This is a genomic window from Gracilibacillus sp. YIM 98692, assembly GCF_010993965.1.
GTDB lineage: Bacteria > Bacillota > Bacilli > Bacillales > Amphibacillaceae > Gracilibacillus.
Window position 1 is genome coordinate 52,171 of sequence record NZ_WIXM01000008.1, and the last position, 19,666, is coordinate 71,836.

Sequence of the window (19,666 nt, forward strand, 5' to 3'; positions counted from 1 at the left end):
TTTTAAATTGGAAATGAAATTACGATTATTGACTTATTTATATCTTGTATCCGGATACACTTTAATTGTAATCGCTTTCTTGTTTTGATATAAGACTCATTTTTTTACTTTAACGGAACTATTTTTTACATTGTTGTAACTCTCTATAATCACTTGGTGTTAAGCCTAAATCCTTCTTAAATATTCTTCTAAAATGTTTTTCACTTTGAAAGCCAACCTCTTTCGAAATATTCTCAATCGTACTTTCTGTTTTCGTGAGCATATCTTTCGCATGTTGTATTCTTACTTCTCGCAAATACTGTACAAACCCTTTACCTGTCTCCATCTTAAATAATCTGCTAAGATAAGATCCGTTAAAACCAACATCATCTGCGATTTCTGATAAAGATAGATCTTCCATGTACTTACTATTAATTAAATCTAAGGTATACTTAATAATATGTACTCCATCATTTTTCCCTTCCTGACTTTGATCTATCATATTCTTTTGCATATCGATAGATTTTAAATGCTGGGACTTTAAGTTTTCCAATACCTCTTTTAATTCGTCACTTTTAATGGGTTTTAGTAAGTAATCTATTGCCCCAAGCCTAAATGCTCTTCTTGCATATTCAAATTCGCTATGACCAGTTATAATTATGACTGGTTGGTTATACTTTAGTTCTTTCATCTTCTCAATTAGGTCTAAACCGTCCATAATCGGCATACGTATATCCGTTATGATCACATCAAAATGCTTATGGCTGATTTTATCAAGAGCTTCCTCCCCATTTTGAGCTACATCTGTGACCACAAACTCATTGTTCAAATTATGAATAATATTGCACAAACCCTCGCTCATCCAATACTCATCTTCAACCACTAACAGATTAAACATAAACATCGCTCCTTTAGTCATCCATTGGGATTTTTAATTCTATCATCGTTCCATGTCCTTTTTTGCTATCAATAAACAATTCACTTTTTCCTTCATAATTAAATAGCAACCTTTGGTGAACATTATGTAAACCAATGCTATTTGACATATCCTCTTGCTCAACATTTGTGTGTTCTTGACCAGTAAGTCTGCTTTGAATACATTCGAGCTTATCTGACGGTATACCGATTCCATCATCTGTCACTTTAATAATTAAAAACTCATCGTTTTTTTCATATACCGAAATCGTAATATTTCCACTTTTACCACTTGGAATAATACCGTGTTCCACTGCATTCTCAACTAAAGGCTGCAGTATTAATTTCAAAATATACTCTTCCATTAAATGACTGGGACACTCGAAATCATATTGTATTTTATTTGGGAATCGAATCTGAATAATGCGAAGATATGCTTTAACATGGTTTATTTCTTCTTCGAGTGTCTTGTATTTCTCATCGTCAATACTATAGTTAAACATATCAGATAAGGAGCCACTCATTTCTGCCACTTCTTCAACTCCTTTAATATCACCTATACACTTCATTGTGTTTAACGTGTTGTACAAAAAGTGAGGATTAATTTGCATTTGCAGTGCTTTCAGTTCTGATTCCCGATGAAGTAAACTTAATTTCATTTCTCGAATTTTGGATGCATACACTTTATCTTTTAATTGCTCTAAATTTTCCAGCATTCGATTAAAAGTATTTGTAAGTACTCCGAACTCGTCACTTCTAAAAACCGGAACTCTTACCGAAAGATCTCCAGTTTCTGCTTTGACCATATATTTTTGAAGTTGAATTAATGGGTTTGAGATTAATTGACTTAGATATTTAGAAATTACAATCACCAGTAATATGGCGGAAACAGCTATGATATAAATACTATTGCGAACATCATTTATTTTTCCTGATACTTCATGAAATGGAACGACACTTACGATTTTCCACCCTGTTTTTTCTGAGGTGTTAAATGAAATCAGCATCTCTTGATTATTTAAATAAAAAACGCCATACCCACTATCTTTATTATGAATTTTCAAACCTGTCAGCTCATCCAATAAATCATCTGATATATTTTTGTTTTCAAATAAAGGCTTACCATTTTCAGATAGAAAAGTAACAAAACCGGTATCCCCAATTTGAACCATATCACTCATTTTCGAAATATATTGAGGATCAAAATTAAATAATAGAGTCCCCTTTTCTTTCGTTAACTGATATAATCTTCCGCCAAAAGTTACCACTTTTTGATTATTGGTATATTTAGCCGCATGAGGTGGATACAATGAGAAATCTTTTTCTTTAACAATTTGTTGATAGATAGGATCTTCAGTCAAAAAGGCATCATCTAACTCTACAGCACTCCACCAACTAGAAAAGAGAGGATTAGCGTTGGATTTACTATAATAAATAATACTGCCGTGGTCATTTACGACAAAAACGGACCACAAATTATCTCTGTAATCCACCGTAGTAGATAGAAGATCTCTCAAATCTAATTGCATATGAAGAGAGTTTTCGTCCGTTTGATCTTTCAAATTAAGGAACCTTTGCACCTTTTGATCATGATGAATACTCATGGATAAATACTCCATTTCTTCTATGAAAGCATCTAATCGTAAGTCTACTTGCCTTGATGTTTCTACCATATATGCTCCTAATTCATCCTTTAAAGTATGAGTGGAAGTCTTGTAAAAAAAGAAAGATACTAGCAGAATGGGGATAAAACTTACTAGATAAAAAGTAATTAACAACTTGGGACGAATCATAATATGACTTGTCCAATAATCAAGTTTACTTAAAACTTTGTTCATGAGATGGCCTCCTACTAATATTGTTTTGTCTACAGAGGGTACAAGTTATGTATGCGCTTCCATTATTAAGTAATAAAAAGAAGTCTCTGTGTATCCGTTATTAGTCTTTACAAAGATACACAAAGACAATTTCTAATCATAATCTAAACATCTTTTACACAACGGAAACCTATATTGCCAGATGAACTATCAGCTGTATTAGAGCTGCGAGCAGCTACACGATAGCGGTTGCAATAGGACTTATGGCAAAGGTAAGACCCACCTCTCATTACTTTCGATACATCTCCTTGAACAAAGTCCTGATCTAATTGCCCGGTTCTATCAATCGTAAAGTGATCCGAACACCATTCCCAAACATTTCCTGAAACATTGTAAAGACCGTATCCATTAGGAGGGAATGATTTTACAGGTGCAGTACCTACATAACCATCATCTTTTGTATTAGTTCGTGGAAATTCCCCTTGCCAAATATTGCAGTAATGTTCTCCATTTGGCGTTAACTCATCTCCCCAAGGATATCGTTTTTGTACTAAACCACCTCTTGCTGCATATTCCCATTCCGCTTCAGTAGGTAACCTTTTTCCTGCCCATTTACAATAGGCAACCGCATCGTTCCATGATACATGAATAACAGGATGATTTAACCTATCCTCTATACTAGAACCAACTCCATCTGGTTGATACCAGTATGCTCTTTCTACCGCAAACCACCACGGAGTGCCTGGTACTTGCTGCACCTTTTCCTTTATATTCGGATCGATAAATTGATAGAAGACAAATGACCAACCAAATTTTTCCGCCTCTGTCTCATAGCCTGTTTCGTCTACAAACTGTTTAAACTGTTGATTCGTTACCGTATGTCGGTCAATATAAAAAGGTTTTACTTCCACTTCTTTAATAGGACCTTCTCCATCCGTTTTAAAACCTTCATCATCTTCTGTTCCCATTAGAAAAGGACCGCCATCTAATAAGACCATATCTTCGTTTTCATTATCTGCTTTTTTTATATCCTGTAATTCGATTGTACTTTCCGTACTTTTATGAGAAATACTTTCCCTGCTTGCACTACAACAGCATTTCTGATTTTGTTTTTCATCCATGGATAAAACCTCGCTTTTCTTATAAATGTATAGCCTGCTGATTTTTATATTGTTTTGGCGTGATATTGGTATATTTTTTAAATATTTTGGTGAAATAACTTTGATCGGTAAATTGTAACTTCTGAGATATTTCCGTTAAGCTTTGGTTTGTGAATGACATTAATTTTTTAGCTTCTTCTACTTTTTCTTTTTGTATATAATGAGAGACAGGCATGCCAACTTCTTTTTTAAATTGTGTAGAGATATAACCAGGTGAGACATTCACAAACTCTGCCAATTCAGTTAAACTCAACTCTTCATATATATACATATAAATATAATCTAAACAATCTTTCAATAATTTTGAATATTTATTTCGTTTATGATGATACACATATTCTGCAAAGGTTTCCAATGCTTGGACATGTAAATGGATTACTTGATTAGCAGTCTTTGCTTCTTCTACTTTAACAATCATTTCATCACTCAAAGTCTTTGCTAATTCATGATTTATTCCTCCATCAATGGCAGATCGAGTTGCAAGAGTTATAGCAGAAATAGCAAAATTCTTCTTATTTCGGACATAGCTATTCTTAGCTAACACCGCTGGTCTTAATTTATGTCTAATTTGATGGTGTTTCAATAAATCTTCTTTTCTTCCCTCTTTGATACACTGAAATACCTCTCGTTCAAGAGAGAATGGAGGATGAAAATCTTGGTCTTGCCTTCTGTTAGAAGCAGCTAATTCAATCGTTGATATTATTTTGTCAACGTTACCATTAATATATTTGCTATCATATAACTCAATGTTTGACACTTTTTTCTGAAACACTAAGAAATAAAGTAATTTGCCCATTAATACTGTTGTATCATGTGATAAAAGGGACAATCGATTATAATGATCTAGTATTTTGGATGTTTTCACATAAACCGAATGATCATTCGCTAACCCTTTAGCAATATTTCGAGAGATGGGATAATAAAGAATAGGCCCTACTACAAACATTCCTTTATATTGATCATCCTTATACACATATAAAAGAATAAAATATTCCTCAAGCGCTGTTTTTCTTATAATTGGATGATTTTGCTCATATTTATATTCTTTCATTTCATTCAGCCAATGGTTTTCATTCAAATATAAAGGATTTATAGCAGGGCTTGCAGAAGTACAATATAATATATGATTGATGGAGTTCAGATAAGTTACCGTCACTTTATAAGCATCTGAACAAGCTCGGCTATATATTCCATATCATCATGCATGTTGGTTTCCAAACCAACCACCTCTCTATCATTGCCTCTTGATTTTTCCTATCACGGCTTTTTCTAGTATAGCACGACACCCGTAATCCCTGAAATAAGTATTACATAAATAGGGTGCAGACGCAGTTTAATTAATGCAAAAAAGGAAAGCCCAAAGATCATAGCTAAGCTCAGACTTTGCCAAGAGATGGATCCAACCACATTATTCGTAATAGCAAAACGTAATGCAGCATAAATAATTAAACCAGTAATAATTGGACGAAGACCATAAAAGGCGGATTTTACTAACCGCAGTTCATTAAAGCGGAAAAAGAAAGAAGCAATTATTAAAATGATGAGCAAAGATGGAATAACCATGCCTAAAGCGGAAACGATCGCTCCATATATGCCTGCTGTTTGATACCCAACAAAGATCGCACTATTTGTTGCGATTGGTCCAGGTGACATCCCAGCTATCGCAATCACATCTGTAAATTCTTGTGTAGTCATCCAACCATGGTTAGAAACTTCCATCTCAATCACTGGAATCATCGCATAACCGCCGCCAAATGAAACAAAGCCGATCATTAAAAATGTCCAAAATAGTTCTAACAATACCATCAATTTTTGTCCCCCTTGTTTGTAGTAATTACTCGTTTGTTTTTATTTCTTCATCTTTTTCTAACCGTGTTACAATTCCAAACCAATCTTTTATTTTGACAACCAATACTCCAACTCCAATCCCACTAAGAATTATGAGAACAGGATGAAGGTGTAAGAAAAACAAAATCCCCACAGTAAACGCTGTAATGACTACAGTTGTTTTATCGTATACTGCCGTTAAACCAATTTTATATGCTGCAAACAAAATAAGTGCGACAATAGAAGCCCGAATAGCAACAAATGCTGACTCAACATATGGATTATCTTTTACAAATAAAAATAAGATGCTTAAAGCAACGACAATTAAAAATGTTGGTATTAAAACACCTGTCATCGCTGCAATGGCTCCTCTAACACCTGCTAATCGAAACCCTATAAACGTAGCCGAATTAATCGCAATCGCTCCTGGCACGGATTCTGCAATCGCAAATATTTCGGAAACGTCTTTCGTTTTCACCCATTTACGCCTTTCCACCACTTCACGCTCAATCATTGGGATCATGGCATAACCGCCACCAAAAGTAACTGGCCCTATTTTAAAAAAGGAGCAAAAAATTTGCATTAAGTATTTCCAATTTGTTTTCACAAGAACTCCTCCTATTTTTATCATCGTACAAATGTATTATAACACACTTTTGTCCAAAATGAACTAAAGTTGCAAAATTTTAAAATTAAAAAAAAGACACTCCAAATCAATATCAAATTTGGAGTGTCTTTATACATCTAGTAATTCATTAATCTACCAATGTTAATGTGACATTATCAATCTGTAAATTCGCTTCATCTAATGCTTCTTGGTAGAAAGCAATTTCTAGAGTACCATTCGTGACTTCAACAGTTTCCGTTATTTGCGTATACTCATCCCCATGCTCAATATTCGTATATACAGGGTCGCCTCCGTGACCTGTTAGTTCCATTCTGCTTATTTCAGGTATGCCATTATTTTGTTTCACCATGGCACTGACTGTATACGTACCGTTTTCCAGCTCGGTTACCTGCTGATAGACCTTTGCTGTATAGGCATCATCATACCAAATCCAATATTTGCTTCCTTCATATGCATCATTCGCATCTACACCGCCAAGGCCACTACCTGTTAAAGTCCAACCCGTTGTTCCATTCTCGAAATCTCCGTTCACTAGTTTATTCATTGGATCATCATAGCCAGGTACCTCTACATATGGCTGTTCTTCACCTTCTACAAATATCTCTAGTGGATCAATTGGACCTTTATATAACCCACCTCCACCTGAAGCATCGAAAACCCTAATACTCAGTACATTTTCCTCCCCATACTGTATCGCTTCTGCTGGAATGACATATTCTCTATCCCAATCCCATGCTGTAGTCATTCCTTCCCCACCTTCGCCTGTTGGGAATGTTCCAGATTGACCAATTAACTCCCCGTTTAAGTACGTTTTATCGACATCATCAATTCTTCCTAACCTTACTTTCAAGGAATGACCTTCCCACTCCGCAGGAATCTTAACCGTTTTTCTGTACCAGCCATATACATTGTCTTCTGTATAATTAGAGTGATCCTCCCAGCTTGCTGGTAATGTGACGATTTCCCATTTAGTGTCGTCAAAATCCGCGTCTTTCCAGCTAGAATGATCTCCTTTTTGGAACAACCATTCTCCTGCCATTTCAATAGAAGGTAATCCTATCGTTTTAGGATTTAAATCGCCAATAGAAACTTCGTATACACCAACCGATTCTTCAGGCTGATACGTCATCACGACTTCTTTACTAGCACCGCCAGCTTGGGCAGGTACTTCTATGGTTTCCTTGATTACAACTTTTCCATCTACATAAAATGGAACCTCTATTTCTCCTGCATAGGTTCCTAGATTAACAACATCGGCTCTTGCTGTAATCGTTTGATCTTCTACTATTACATCCAGGTTATAAAATTCAAATGTTGGTTCCTTCTCATTTACTGTTACTTGCATTGGTTTTAGATCATTTACTTGAACTTGGTAATCTCTAGGCTCAAATAGTTTATGATAGGTTAAACTAACTTCTTTCGTGCTTTTAGGATCTACCCTTACAAAATTTTCAGCTACTGTTTCGCCATCGATTTGTAGTTCAATTTTTTCACCAACAATATCATTTCCTTTATTTCTAACATGAACCTTCACTTCAAATTCATCATTTGATTGTATAGCTTCAGGCACATCTGAATAGGAAACTTTCACTCTTGGATCCTTGTAATTTGGCAGTTTTGCAATCTCTTTTTTCGATGCTGGATATATTCTAACCGCTTGCCCTCCACCAGCAGCAAGCGAAGCTGTTAATGTATCCTGTGACTTTACAATTACTTTATTGATCGAAACAGCTGTTGGATTCGTTTCCAAATCAGTGTCCGCTGCATCAGAATAAATTTCTGCTACATATTTTTTCCCTTCATCCAAGAAGTCAAGTGGTACTTCCAAGTCTCTTCCATTTTCATCTGTAATACTTCCTACATACCACTCTTCATCACTGCGTCTTACAATGGTAGCATAATCACCAATTTCAGCATTCGGTACCATAATATCATCCCATGTTACTGGGACATCTTTAATAAACTTAAATTCTGGCAGGATGTTCCCATCTTCATCCTTATAGTTTTCAGGGAAATCGGCAGCCATCTGTGTTCCAGTTGAAATAGTCACATATAATGCCAGCTGCTTAGCACGTGTGGAATGAACTCTTGTATCGGCATGAGATATCTCAACATCAAATATTCCAGGTGTGAAATCGATTGGTCCAGCCATCATTCTAGTAAATGGAAGGATTGTGTCATGTTCTGGCGGATTATTTTCGTCACCAAAAGCAGCATATTCCATTCCCATTACTCCTTCACGACTCATCCAATTTGGATAAGTACGTTCAAGGCCTGTCGATTTAATCGGTTCATGTGTATTAATCATAATTTGATAATCAGCTGCTTTTTTTACTGCATTATTATAGTGATTCACCATATATTGGCCATGGTGTTTCTGACCCTCTGGGTTATGAATACCATGGTCGGCAACATATCCACTCTTAATCGCATGAATGCCTAAGTCTTGATACATACTATAGGCATCATCCATCTGCTCCTCGTAGTTAAGGATATCTCCAGATGTTTCATTATGCATAATATAAGATACGTTACGATCTGTGGCGTACTGAACGACTTCCTCTAGATCATAGTCAGGGTACGATTCCGTAAAACTAAATTCATCACCATTATCTATCCAATTACCATCCCAGCCTATGTTCCAGCCTTCTACTAAAAGGCCAATATTCTGATTTTCCGTATCTAGATAGTCATTCGCAAAGTCAATGTATCGCTTAGCGTTTTCCGTTGTGGCCCCATGCCTTTCGCCAGATGCCCAAGTGGATTTCCCACTTATCATCTCCCACCAAACGCCAACATATTTTAGTGGCTCAATCCATGAGGTATCTTCTAGCTTTGATGGTTCATTTAGATTTAAAATCATATCTGATTCCACAAGATCTCCAGCATCTTCCCCGATTTCAATTGTTCTCCATGGCGTTTCAATTGGGAACGTGTCTTTTTTCACCTTTACACCATCTGGCCATGGTGCTAAATAGCTTTCGAGCGTATTGCCCTTCCCATCAACTGCTTTTAAGGCCATTCCAGCGTAATCGATTAAAGCAGCCTCATGTACGGTAAGATGAATTCCTTCCGGGGTTTTCATCGTAAAAGGAGTGCTAACTTCTTGGACCTCACTTAGAGGAGTTTCTGTGTAATTATATTCATAGCTATCCCAGTCATTTGGTATCCACCAAGACGTATTATTATTTGCAAATTGAAATTCTGTATCCTCTGACATAATTTCGATTTGATTACTATTGAAACCATCCTTCTCTGGTAAAACATATCTAAAACCAATGCCATCATCAAAAACTCTGAAGATGAGATTCATTTTTCGCTTTGGCGTTTCCCTTTCCTGTAAGTATACCGTTAATTCATTGTAATGGTTTTTAATTTCACTTTTTTCACCCCATACAGGCTCCCAAGTTTCATGAAAAGTATCTGTAGTTGTTTTTATGATTTCAAAATTATTTTTTAATGGAAGTTCCTCTTTAAAAGTAAATCCTAAATTTGAGGGATTAATAATGTTAATGTCGTTGTAAGAAAGTTGATAACTCGGCTCCCCGCTATCCGTAAGATGAAAGCCTAAATTAATTTTCCCGTTAGGCGAGGTAATCGTGGTGGTATCCGTTTCGGTTGATTGCGAAGAAGGTGTTGCCTGGACACTTAGTACGGCAGAAAAAACTAGCATGATCATGAACAAAAAATAGAGTATTTTTCCAACCTTATTATTTTTCAAATAAATCCTCCTCTTTTTTATTTCATATGAAAGAAGCCATGTCTTTTTTGACATCATAATCCTACCATTTCAATAATATTTCCTCCCCTTTCTGAATATACAATTAAATAAAACGCTTACATTTACTATTGTAGTAAAATTTTGTCTTATTAAAGATATAAAAATCTGTACTATCTTATTATTTTCTTCATTTTTTTAAGGTGCAAATTCTGATATTTAAGTTGTTTTTAAATCTATTAATGGATCTAACGACAAAAAACCCCATTTTAAAAGCGAGGGTTCAGTAATTTGTACGAATCTACACATTCGTATCATCAGTTTCTAGCAAACTTCACAGCTTCTACAAATTTCGTTGCTTTTTGTTCTAATTGTTGCAAATAAGCTTCTGTGATCTCGTCTGCAGCTTGAACTAGTGTACTGCCAGCACCTACTGCGACAGCTCCAGCTTGGATATAATCAGCCGTATTATCTACATCAATACCACCTGTTGGCATTAACGGAATATGTGGCAGCGGACCTTTCACATCTTTGAAAAAACGAGGTCCCACTACACTTGCTGGAAATACTTTAATCATATCCGCACCATGCTCGTAAGCTGTTAAAATCTCTGTCGGTGTAAAAGCACCTGCGACAGAAACTGCTCCATATCGTTTGGTCATTTCAATCGTTTCTTTTCTTACAGTTGGGGAAAAAACAAAAGAGGCACCTGCCATAAGTGCGGCACGAGCCGTTTCTGCGTCTAACACAGTCCCCGCTCCTACCTGTACTTCTTCGCCTAGCTCGTCCTTTACTTTCTCAATCAAAGTTAAAACTTTCGGTGTTTCTACCGTAATTTCTAGTGCTTTGACACCGCCTTTACTTAACGCTTTCGCTATAGGGATAATCGTATCTGGTGTTGTCTTGCGCATAACCGCAACAACTCCAGTATCTATCATTTGATTCAGTACTGACATCGTATCCTCCTCTTAAAACATCTTTTATATTAGACACCACTATATGACATAAATCCACCATCAACAGGTATACAGGTTCCGGTAACAAACCCGCTTGCTTCTTCATCCACTAACCATAACAATGTGCCAAGAAGATCCTCTGGAGAACCTAAACGACGCATTGGTGTATGGTCGACAATTTTTTGCATACGTGGAGTTGGAGAACCATCTTCTTTTGTTAGTAAGGAACGGTTTTGTTCGGTTAAGAAAAAGCCCGGTGCGATGGCATTGACACGTACATTCGCTTCTGCCATATGTACGGCTAACCATTGCGTAAAATTATTGATTGCTGCCTTTGCGGCACTATATGCAGGTACTTTAGTCATCGGACTTGGTGCACTCATCGAAGAAATATTAATCACAGTTGTTTTTCTTTCTACCATTCTTTTGGCAAAAATTTGAGTAGGAATGAGCGAACCGATAAAATTCAAATTAAAGACAGAGGAAAAACCTTCTGTTGTCATATCAAAAAAGGAACGCACCTCATCATTATCGATGTCATTTTTTTGAAAAACCTCATTTGTCGTACCTCCATCAGGGTGGTTTCCGCCCGCGCCATTAACCAAGACATCACAAGGACCGTAAGCTTGAAACACTTGCTCTTCTGCTGCTTTTACGGCTTGTTGATCTAACACGTCACATGCAATGGCTAAAGCTTCTCCTCCGTTCTCCTTTATCTCATTGGCCACTTTTTCTGCTTTTTCGTAAGTACGATTTAAAATCGCTACTTTCATTTCTTGACGTGCTAACTCTTTTGCCATTTCTCCACAAAGCACACCGCCTCCACCCGTCACGACGGCTACCTTATTTTTCAAATTCGAATGTATTGGTAACATTGCTTTCATCCTTTCCATTTAATTGTTGATAAGCGTCCCATAGTCCCCATAAATACATAATACCCAGAGCACGGTCATATAAGCCATAGCCTGGCCTGCACGATTCGTTCCATATGTGTCTTCCATGGTCAGGTCTTACATAGCCTTGAAAATCAATATCATGATAAGCTTTGATAATTTGGTCAATCGGAATCGAGCCATCCTCCGTTCGATGAGATGTTTCGATAAAATCTCCGTTTTCCCTTAACTCCACATTTCGAATATGTGCAAAAGGGATACGATCTTGAAATTGCTGGATCATTGCAACAATATCATTATCCTCTCTTACACCCAGTGCTCCAGAGCATAAGGTAATCCCGTTATATGGACTATCTACTAAATTCATAATCTCTTGTAATTGCTTTTGGGTAGTCACAATTCGTGGCAAGCCAAAAACAGGCCATGGTGGATCGTCTGGGTGAATGGCGAGCTTGATATCATGTGCTTCACAAACAGGTATAACTTTTTCTAAAAAATACTGTAGATGATCCATTAAATCCTTTTCTGTGATGGATTGGTATGTCGCAAACAATTCTTTTAACGTATCCAAGCGCTCCGGCTCCCAGCCAGGCATCGTATAAGTAGGATTTGTCGCAATTTTTTCTACGAGTTCGATCGGATCCATATTTTCTACTTTTGCTTTTTCATAAAAAAGGGCAGTCGATTGGTCTGACAACTTGCCAAAAAGATCTGTTCGTACCCAATCAAATACAGGCATAAAGTTATAGCAAATAACTTTTGCTCCAACTGCTGCTAGGTTTTTTATTGTTTGTATATAATTCGCTATAAAATGGTCTCTTTCCTTTGTTCCAAGCTTTATTGATTCATGAATGTTTACACTTTCAACAACTTCTATATGAAAACCATACTCATCTGCTTGTTTTTTTACCTCTTTTATTCTTTCAAGTGGCCACACTTCCCCAGCGGGAATATCATGTAGAGCCCATACTATTCCTTCAACCCCAGGTATCTGTTTAATTTCTGATAATGAAACACTATCATTCCCTTCACCAAACCATCGGAATACCATTCTCAAAATCTATCACTCCCTTTCCTTTATTAGTAGATTTATATTTGGTGTTCATCTTGCAAACCTGTTTATTGATAATAATGTGCTGGATAACCGCTTTGCGTCGTTGTATACTTGTATGGTACAGAGTGAAAAAATAATAGAAAATTAGGCCACTATTTCGATTTAAACAAAAAAGTCTGGATTTTCTTTTCTCAATGCTTCTTTTTCTACATTCACTAATTTTAAATGCTCTAATGTTGCTTCTTCAGCTTTATCTGGATCACTTGCCGCAACTGCGTCAAATATTTTTCGATGTTGACCCACGATATGGTGCCAGTCATGATTTACTGCTAACCTTAATAAACGTAAACGGTCAAATTGAATATTCATTCTTTTGACCATATCCCAAGTTCTGATTTTTCCACATCCTCTATATAATAATTGGTGAAACTCATCATCTAATTCAAATAATCGTTTAAAAGAACCTTTTTCTAGAGAAAAGTCTTGTAGCGTTAAGTTTGTTTCTAACTGTAATAAATTTTCCTTGTCCATTTCGGTTGCTGCATCACGAACAATAGCTCTTTCTATGTTTTCTCTTACAAATCTCCCTTCTTCCACTAATTTTAAATCAATTTTGGTAACAATGGTTCCAATTTGAGGGTATACCCCCAATAATTCCTCCTGGTTCAACTGTAAAAATGCCTCACGTACAGGAGTTCTGCTTACATTTAATTTTTCTGAGATTTCTTTTTCTGATAATTTAGTCCCTGGGGCAATCTCTCCATTCATAATTTGGCCTTTAATCATGCCATAAACATAATCTCGTGATGACCCTCTTGAACGCTGTGTCTGTGAGACCAACATAAACACCTTCTTTTATACTAGTATGGTAGTTAGTTACATTATACTGATAGCTACTATGAAATTCAACTAGGAAGATTCCACTCTTTTTTAACATACATGTATCTTTCAGTGATTATAATCCCATAAAATTCGCCATTGACCACTTTCTTCTGCTACATAGATGGGGTGGTGAATTTCTAAATAACCGTACTTACTATCATAAGATTGTACGATCTCAGCACGATACACCGGAGATAGTGCTTGAGAATCCTCATTCATTTTCCATGACTCCAACTCGACAATCTCCTGTATATAAAAATCGAATGTTTCTACACCAAAATGATTCATGAACACGTGTGCTTTGTCCTGCATATAGTTACCCTTAGAAAACCTTTCTTGCATAAATGAGTGAAAAAGTTCCCACGAATTTGCAAAGTCACCTTTTTGTTCATATTGGTAAAAGTTTGTTACCACATTTTCAACTTGTCTTTCCGTAGAAAAAATACGTTGAATCAAGAAGATAACCACACAAAAAAGGATGATACATATAATTAATTTTAAAATGAGTTTCTTATGTTGATGTAACCTGTACGGAAACCGACGCATGGAATCCCTCCACAAGAAAGGAATTAAGTGTTTTTAATAGAATCAAAACCCTTTATTTAAACTTTATTCTCAAGCTTTTGTAATTATTATTTTAAATTTCTTTAAAATGGTACTTTAGACCTATTGAAATCACTCTCTAAAAATTATATACTGTAAACGGTTACAACATTACTTGTTGTGTACATATACTGTTCATATCTCACATCGAGATGTGAATACATGTACAGTATTTTGATTCAAAATAGATTGTCCCCCTTTGCACCCTTATACCTGTAAGGGTGCCTTTTTTTGTCAAAAAAATTCCCGCCTCCTATGAAAGGATAGCGGGGTTAGATCTAATGTAATTCAGCTGTTTTGGTATAATTTTTTGTTTTGTACTTAGCGATTTTTCTTACTAATGGTATCACATATCGATCTATCCCAAATCTCCCCGCGTTATAACCTGCAACCAATAAGAATAGGGTTAATAATATCATTTGTCCATTGGTGCTAATGGTACCGCTGAATAAAAAGGCAAAGTTCATGAGAATACCCATTAGTGCAGCAAAATTTGTAAAAATCCCTAATATTAATGCAATACCGACTAAAAACTCACCCCACATTACTAAAAAGGTAAACAGATCTGCACCTGGTAATGCTACTTTTTCTAAAAAGGCTGCCCACCAACCTTGTACCGTTGGATGTTCTTCAGTAGCCTTACCTATTGCTCCTTGAATAAATCCCCCTGCATCAAAGGTTCCACCTGTAATCTTACCCCATCCAGCTGTCATCCATTGATAACCGATATAAATACGAAGAAATGCTAACACTCCAGCCACTACAACATTTTTTCTTAGAAAATCTACAAACATTATCTTCACTCCTTTTGTTTGTTCAAAAATTCACATAATTTTGTGAAATAATTTATCTTTATTACACTTATATCATAACATGTAAATATACATTTTAAATAAGTTTGTTCATGATTTCACATTTAGTTCAAATGTTTATGACTATAATGTGACAACTAAGAAAAACATGTTTCTCTTTATAAAAATGGGATTTCGTTTGATTACTTATACTATATTTCAACAGCATTACATAACATTATAAAGTGAATAAATATCTCCTAACATCCAGCAAATGTTTTGATCTAATGATAGAGAATACGTAGAATAATATATAAGAGAGACTTCCATCAGTGGAAGGAGTTCTTCCTCCCACTGATGGTTAGCGAAACTTATCAGGGTGCTAGCGTCCGTTATCCCCCACTTATGTTTCTTTCATTATTCTAAGTCTAGAAGTAGGGGCTTACGGGCGATTGTTCACCGTGGCAAACCATGGAGAAGAGGTGACCAATTTGAAGTATCGTCGTTTAGGTTCTACAAATTTAAATGTTTCTGTTGTTGGTGTTGGTACTTGGCAATTTGGAGGTGAGTGGGGGAAAAACTTTAAGCAAAAGGAAGTTGATGACATTTTAAACCAAGCACAAGCGGAAGGAATTAACTTGATCGATACAGCCGAGTGTTATGGTGATCATTTATCAGAGCAATTTATCGGAAATTATTTAAATCGTCATCAGCGAGAGGATTGGATTGTTGCCACAAAATTTGGACATCAATTTCATGACAACTTTGATAGAACAAGGCACTGGTCCGCTGCGGAAGTTTTAAAGCAATTGGACGCTTCTTTAAAATCATTGCAAACAGATTATATTGATATCTATCAAGCACATTCCTGTACAGATGAAGAGTTTAATAACGATGAGTTATGGACGATGCTTGATAAACAAAAGCAAGCAGGTAAAATTCGTCACCTTGGCATATCACTAGCAGGCAATGCAGATAGTTCCCAAACAGAAAAAGCATCTGAAGTCGGTGCTGAAGTAATTCAGGTCGTATATAACCGGTTAGATCGTGCCCCAGAGGAGAAAATTTATCCATCCACCATAGAACAAGATCTTGGTGTATTAGCTAGAGTTCCACTAGCTAGCGGTTATTTAAGCGGCAAGTACAAACCTGGTTCTACTTTTAACTCAAGTGATGTCCGCTCAAGACACGATAAAGAAAAGACGGATCGATCACTTCGACTGGTCGAGGAAATTAAGAGACATGAGGTACCAAATAATGTAGATATGGCTAGCTGGGCTCTAGCCTGGTGCTTAAAACATGATGCTGTTACGACGGTAATCCCTGGCTGTAAAACGGCAAAGCAAGTAAGCGCTAACGCTAGTGCAGCTCAACTTGATATGGTGTCTGCTAACCACCCTCAACATTCAAGCAATTAAAAAACCACGGATTGTATTTCCGTGGTTTTTTTCTTATGACTGTTTTCTATAAGTGTATGGAAAGCGTTGATACAAGTTTTTTTCACGAACGTTATATGCTAAGTCATCGCTCGAATTTACTGTTAGAACCTCTCTTACGGCAGTTTCCATTCTAGTTATAGCTAAAAACTGCTGTTAGAACCTCTCTTACAGTAGTTTCCATTCTAGTTATAGCTAAAAACTGCTGTTAGAACCTCTCTCTCAGTAGTTTCCATTCTAGTTATAGCTAAAAATTGCCGATAGAGACTCTCTCACGGCAGTTTCAAAACGAGAATCATAAAATAAAAATTTTTTTAATAGGCGTTCTATATCCATTAATGAAAATAATCGATTAAACCTTTAGTAATGCCCTTTGCAAGCTGTTGACGATAATTTGCTGTACGAATGGTTAATAAATCATTCATATTTGTGATATAACCCATCTCTAATAACACAGATGGTTTGCTATTATTCCTTAACACATAAAAGCTGTCATTCATAACTCCACGGCTATGCAAGTTTACATTTTGAGCAAGTGCATTTTGTAAAGTATAGGCGAGATTTCGATTGTCGTCTCCATAAAAATGTGTGCTAATGCCATGAATGGTAGATAGAGGATCTGCATTAAAATGCAAGCTAATAAAGGCATGTGTCTGATATGCTTCACTAACCTGAACCCTAGCTTGATGTTCGACATAAGCATCATTGCTTCTTGTTAATAAAACGGTGGCCCCCGCTTGGCGCAGCTTACTTGCTATATCATCCACGACCTCCATGATAAGGTCTTTTTCGTATACGCCACCTATACCAATAGCACCAGGATCTTTCCCGCCATGACCAGGATCAAGAACGATGTTGTATCCTTGCAATGATCCATTCTGTAAAGCTTGCTGATTAGAAGTATCTTGATTCGAGGGGGGTGAAGCAGTTGATGTACTGTTAGCATCCTCTGTTTTGGAACTATTTTCATTTGTCAACCAAGAAGCAATCCAGCCAGTCTGATTCGCATTCATCCTTACTTTTACCCAACCTCCACTTTTATCAAGTAAATCAAATTCTTTTCCGATCGACGTAAATCCTAAAATACGATAATCAATTCCTGGACCTGATCGAATGCGTACTCCAGACGCGTTAACGGTTATATTTTGACTTGCAGTAAATGGGCGGGTTTGCGTTGAGCTTGATTCAACTAAAAATTGCGAGGCTACCCACACTTCCTCTCCATTCCAATAAGTTTGAAACCAGCCATACGATTCATCAAATACTTTGATTTTATCACTGACATCTAGTTGTCCTACTATACTAGCATTACTTGAGGGTTCTGAACGAAGTAATAGATTCGATACTCCTACCTCATACTCTTTTTCCGATGCCTCTATGATGGAAGGAAAAGTGATAAAGCAAATAAAAAATATAAGTGCGAAACTTATCTTTCTCCGACCCAAATCCAACTCACCTCTCAAATAGCTTGTCATGTTAAGTGTTTATTTGATTCCCTGACAGATAACAGTTAAAACTAGAAAAATAAGAATAATGCAAAAATAATCCTATCCTACTATTTTAATCTAGTCTATGACTTATTCCTCAATGGATTCTGTTAGATTATCATCATCTTCCGTCGTGTCATCAGCATCAACGATGTCTTCTTCTGCAGGTTCACTGTTTGATTCGTCTGGTTGTGGTTCTTCAGTGCTCTCAGGATCAGTTTGTTCTTGGTCATCTGTAGAACCTGAATCCTCATCTACTTCAGAATCATCATTAACGGTTGTATTGTCATCACTACCGTTCTCTTCGTCTGATATTTCTTCCTCTGTATTTTCCTCGCTTTCTTCTACTGCTTCTTCCTCTTCTGTTTCTTCTTCTTCATCAGCAGAAGGTTTCTCCTTTTCTACGTTACTACCGCTATCGTTTGGTTCTTTTTTTGTGGAAGAATCATCACCCGTCTCTTCATCAGTGTTTTTAAGTTCATGCGTGGTAGTAGATTGATTATTTTCATCCCTACTCTCCGAACCTTGTGTACTATTGTCCGCTTGATTATCTTGTTCAACGGTCGATGGATTAGATGATGTTTGTTCCGACAGATTTGAGTTGGAAGTTGTACTCTCTTGAACCGGAGAAGGTTCGCTCTCCATTTCTGTTGTTTGTGCCGACTCTTCTTCACTTTCGTCTTCCTCTAAAACTTCTTCCTCTTCCGATTCCTGTTCTTTAAAAAAGGCTTGATCCAATTGTTTTATAGAGTCTATGTTCTCTGCTGATTTGGTAGCGTGCGCTTCAGACTCATAATATTGAATATTCCGATCATTAAATACTGTCTGTCCAGACAAATAACTTTTCGCTACCCATACTCCACCGAAACACACAGATAACCCTAAAGCTATCGTTATGTAAACAGCAATAGAATCTGAATTTAATCTCAGTGCAATCTCCTCCATACCATACTATATTCCTATTAATAACCTACCATTATATATAAGAAAAGTAAATCTCCCTCTAATTTTACCAACTTTTAAAAAGACGCTTTTCATAGTGTTTGTTGTTTTATGTCACAGTGAACAAAACAGCGAACTGGTGAAAATTTGTCTTGGTGTAGATTCCTTCCATTCTAATTTAAGATGTGTGCTATCATTCGCTCCGGCAGAATACTGCGCTTTCACCCAAGGGCACAAGTGCAACATCTACTCAAGCAAAAATCGCTTTCGTAGTGTTTTCTATGCCGTCGGGCTCGGCTTTAGCTAACTTGGTAAAGAAAAACACTTTACCAAGTGAATCTTCAGCTCTCGCTGTCCCACAGGAGTCTCCGTATTCTGCCTTCGCTGATAGTTTTGTTCTGAATATAGAAAAGTTGAAGCCGTGCCCCCAGAAAGGGAGTGTTTTTCCGCTGCACTGGACTAACACTCATTTAAGGAAGAATGATAAAAGTCATGATATAGTTAATGCTTAGTTTATAGCTTTTTTACAAGGGAGTTATTTTTAAAAGCAACAATTTTTAAGAAAAGACTAAGCAAAA

Annotated in this window: 16 protein-coding genes; 1 reads left to right on the top strand and 15 read right to left on the bottom strand. The window is 36.5% G+C overall.

The features are described 5' to 3' along the window. Nucleotides 1-118 precede the first annotated feature (118 nt). From GHD00_RS09775 to GHD00_RS09835, 13 genes are all read right to left on the bottom strand, one after another. Entirely contained in the window at nucleotides 119-877 is a 759-nt protein-coding gene (locus tag GHD00_RS09775) for a response regulator transcription factor (RefSeq protein WP_163537982.1), read from the bottom strand. Nucleotides 878-890: 13 nt separating this feature from the next. Continuing rightward, nucleotides 891-2,732: a sensor histidine kinase gene (locus GHD00_RS09780; RefSeq protein ID WP_163537983.1), complete on the bottom strand. Its 1,842-nt coding sequence runs from the start codon at nucleotides 2,730-2,732 to the stop codon at nucleotides 891-893. A 143-nt stretch (nucleotides 2,733-2,875) separates the two neighbouring features. Then, the gene (locus GHD00_RS09785; RefSeq protein ID WP_163537984.1) at nucleotides 2,876-3,832 is read right to left on the bottom strand and encodes a formylglycine-generating enzyme family protein; all 957 of its coding nucleotides are present in this window, start codon (nucleotides 3,830-3,832) and stop codon (nucleotides 2,876-2,878) included. Nucleotides 3,833-3,851: 19 nt separating this feature from the next. Further along, the gene (locus GHD00_RS09790) at nucleotides 3,852-4,922 is read right to left on the bottom strand and encodes a helix-turn-helix domain-containing protein (RefSeq protein ID WP_163537985.1); all 1,071 of its coding nucleotides are present in this window, start codon (nucleotides 4,920-4,922) and stop codon (nucleotides 3,852-3,854) included. Between the two features lie 218 nt (nucleotides 4,923-5,140). Then, nucleotides 5,141-5,677, bottom strand: a complete 537-nt coding sequence (locus tag GHD00_RS09795) for a chromate transporter (protein WP_163538042.1) — start codon at nucleotides 5,675-5,677, stop codon at nucleotides 5,141-5,143. Between the two features lie 28 nt (nucleotides 5,678-5,705). Next, a complete protein-coding gene (locus GHD00_RS09800; protein WP_163537986.1) occupies nucleotides 5,706-6,305 on the bottom strand; it encodes a chromate transporter in 600 nt (199 codons plus the stop codon). Nucleotides 6,306-6,453: 148 nt separating this feature from the next. Next, the gene (locus GHD00_RS09805; protein ID WP_163537987.1) at nucleotides 6,454-10,047 is read right to left on the bottom strand and encodes a glycoside hydrolase family 97 N-terminal domain-containing protein; all 3,594 of its coding nucleotides are present in this window, start codon (nucleotides 10,045-10,047) and stop codon (nucleotides 6,454-6,456) included. Between the two features lie 314 nt (nucleotides 10,048-10,361). Then, nucleotides 10,362-11,000 (bottom strand): bifunctional 4-hydroxy-2-oxoglutarate aldolase/2-dehydro-3-deoxy-phosphogluconate aldolase, encoded by a 639-nt coding sequence (locus GHD00_RS09810; protein WP_163537988.1) that lies wholly within the window; start codon nucleotides 10,998-11,000, stop codon nucleotides 10,362-10,364. A gap of 29 nt (nucleotides 11,001-11,029) precedes the next feature. After that, nucleotides 11,030-11,875, bottom strand: coding sequence for an SDR family oxidoreductase (locus tag GHD00_RS09815; RefSeq protein WP_163537989.1), 846 nt, complete (start codon nucleotides 11,873-11,875; stop codon nucleotides 11,030-11,032). Beyond that, nucleotides 11,844-12,950: a mannonate dehydratase gene (gene uxuA, locus GHD00_RS09820; protein WP_163537990.1), complete on the bottom strand. Its 1,107-nt coding sequence runs from the start codon at nucleotides 12,948-12,950 to the stop codon at nucleotides 11,844-11,846. The genes GHD00_RS09815 and uxuA overlap by 32 nt, the downstream gene beginning before the upstream one ends. A gap of 159 nt (nucleotides 12,951-13,109) precedes the next feature. Further along, nucleotides 13,110-13,790: a GntR family transcriptional regulator gene (locus GHD00_RS09825; protein ID WP_240468659.1), complete on the bottom strand. Its 681-nt coding sequence runs from the start codon at nucleotides 13,788-13,790 to the stop codon at nucleotides 13,110-13,112. Between the two features lie 105 nt (nucleotides 13,791-13,895). After that, nucleotides 13,896-14,375, bottom strand: a complete 480-nt coding sequence (locus GHD00_RS09830) for a hypothetical protein (RefSeq protein ID WP_163537991.1) — start codon at nucleotides 14,373-14,375, stop codon at nucleotides 13,896-13,898. A 335-nt stretch (nucleotides 14,376-14,710) separates the two neighbouring features. Beyond that, the gene (locus GHD00_RS09835) at nucleotides 14,711-15,226 is read right to left on the bottom strand and encodes a DoxX family protein (protein WP_163537992.1); all 516 of its coding nucleotides are present in this window, start codon (nucleotides 15,224-15,226) and stop codon (nucleotides 14,711-14,713) included. 488 nt (nucleotides 15,227-15,714) lie between these two features. Here GHD00_RS09835 and GHD00_RS09840 point away from each other — a divergent pair, with 488 nt between their 5' ends. Beyond that, entirely contained in the window at nucleotides 15,715-16,641 is a 927-nt protein-coding gene (locus GHD00_RS09840) for an aldo/keto reductase (protein WP_163537993.1), read from the top strand. Nucleotides 16,642-16,994: 353 nt separating this feature from the next. Here GHD00_RS09840 and GHD00_RS09845 read toward each other — a convergent pair whose 3' ends face one another. Both GHD00_RS09845 and GHD00_RS09850 read right to left on the bottom strand, forming a co-directional pair. Continuing rightward, nucleotides 16,995-18,104: an N-acetylmuramoyl-L-alanine amidase family protein gene (locus GHD00_RS09845; protein ID WP_163537994.1), complete on the bottom strand. Its 1,110-nt coding sequence runs from the start codon at nucleotides 18,102-18,104 to the stop codon at nucleotides 16,995-16,997. 132 nt (nucleotides 18,105-18,236) lie between these two features. Further along, nucleotides 18,237-19,091, bottom strand: a complete 855-nt coding sequence (locus tag GHD00_RS09850) for a hypothetical protein (protein ID WP_163537995.1) — start codon at nucleotides 19,089-19,091, stop codon at nucleotides 18,237-18,239. Nucleotides 19,092-19,666 lie beyond the last annotated feature (575 nt).

What these genes read in the sequence shown, in the direction of transcription:
- GHD00_RS09795 (WP_163538042.1), bottom strand. Translation starts at nt 5,677, where the DNA reads ATGGTATTGTTAGAACTATTTTGGACATTTTTAATGATCGGCTTTGTT.
- GHD00_RS09825 (WP_240468659.1), bottom strand. Translation starts at nt 13,790, where the DNA reads ATGTTGGTCTCACAGACACAGCGTTCAAGAGGGTCATCACGAGATTAT.
- GHD00_RS09815 (WP_163537989.1), bottom strand. Translation starts at nt 11,875, where the DNA reads ATGTTACCAATACATTCGAATTTGAAAAATAAGGTAGCCGTCGTGACG.
- GHD00_RS09785 (WP_163537984.1), bottom strand. Translation starts at nt 3,832, where the DNA reads ATGGATGAAAAACAAAATCAGAAATGCTGTTGTAGTGCAAGCAGGGAA.
- GHD00_RS09835 (WP_163537992.1), bottom strand. Translation starts at nt 15,226, where the DNA reads ATGTTTGTAGATTTTCTAAGAAAAAATGTTGTAGTGGCTGGAGTGTTA.
- GHD00_RS09810 (WP_163537988.1), bottom strand. Translation starts at nt 11,000, where the DNA reads ATGTCAGTACTGAATCAAATGATAGATACTGGAGTTGTTGCGGTTATG.
- GHD00_RS09850 (WP_163537995.1), bottom strand. Translation starts at nt 19,091, where the DNA reads ATGGAGGAGATTGCACTGAGATTAAATTCAGATTCTATTGCTGTTTAC.
- GHD00_RS09780 (WP_163537983.1), bottom strand. Translation starts at nt 2,732, where the DNA reads ATGAACAAAGTTTTAAGTAAACTTGATTATTGGACAAGTCATATTATG.
- GHD00_RS09830 (WP_163537991.1), bottom strand. Translation starts at nt 14,375, where the DNA reads ATGCGTCGGTTTCCGTACAGGTTACATCAACATAAGAAACTCATTTTA.
- GHD00_RS09775 (WP_163537982.1), bottom strand. Translation starts at nt 877, where the DNA reads ATGTTTAATCTGTTAGTGGTTGAAGATGAGTATTGGATGAGCGAGGGT.
- GHD00_RS09790 (WP_163537985.1), bottom strand. Translation starts at nt 4,922, where the DNA reads ATGAAAGAATATAAATATGAGCAAAATCATCCAATTATAAGAAAAACA.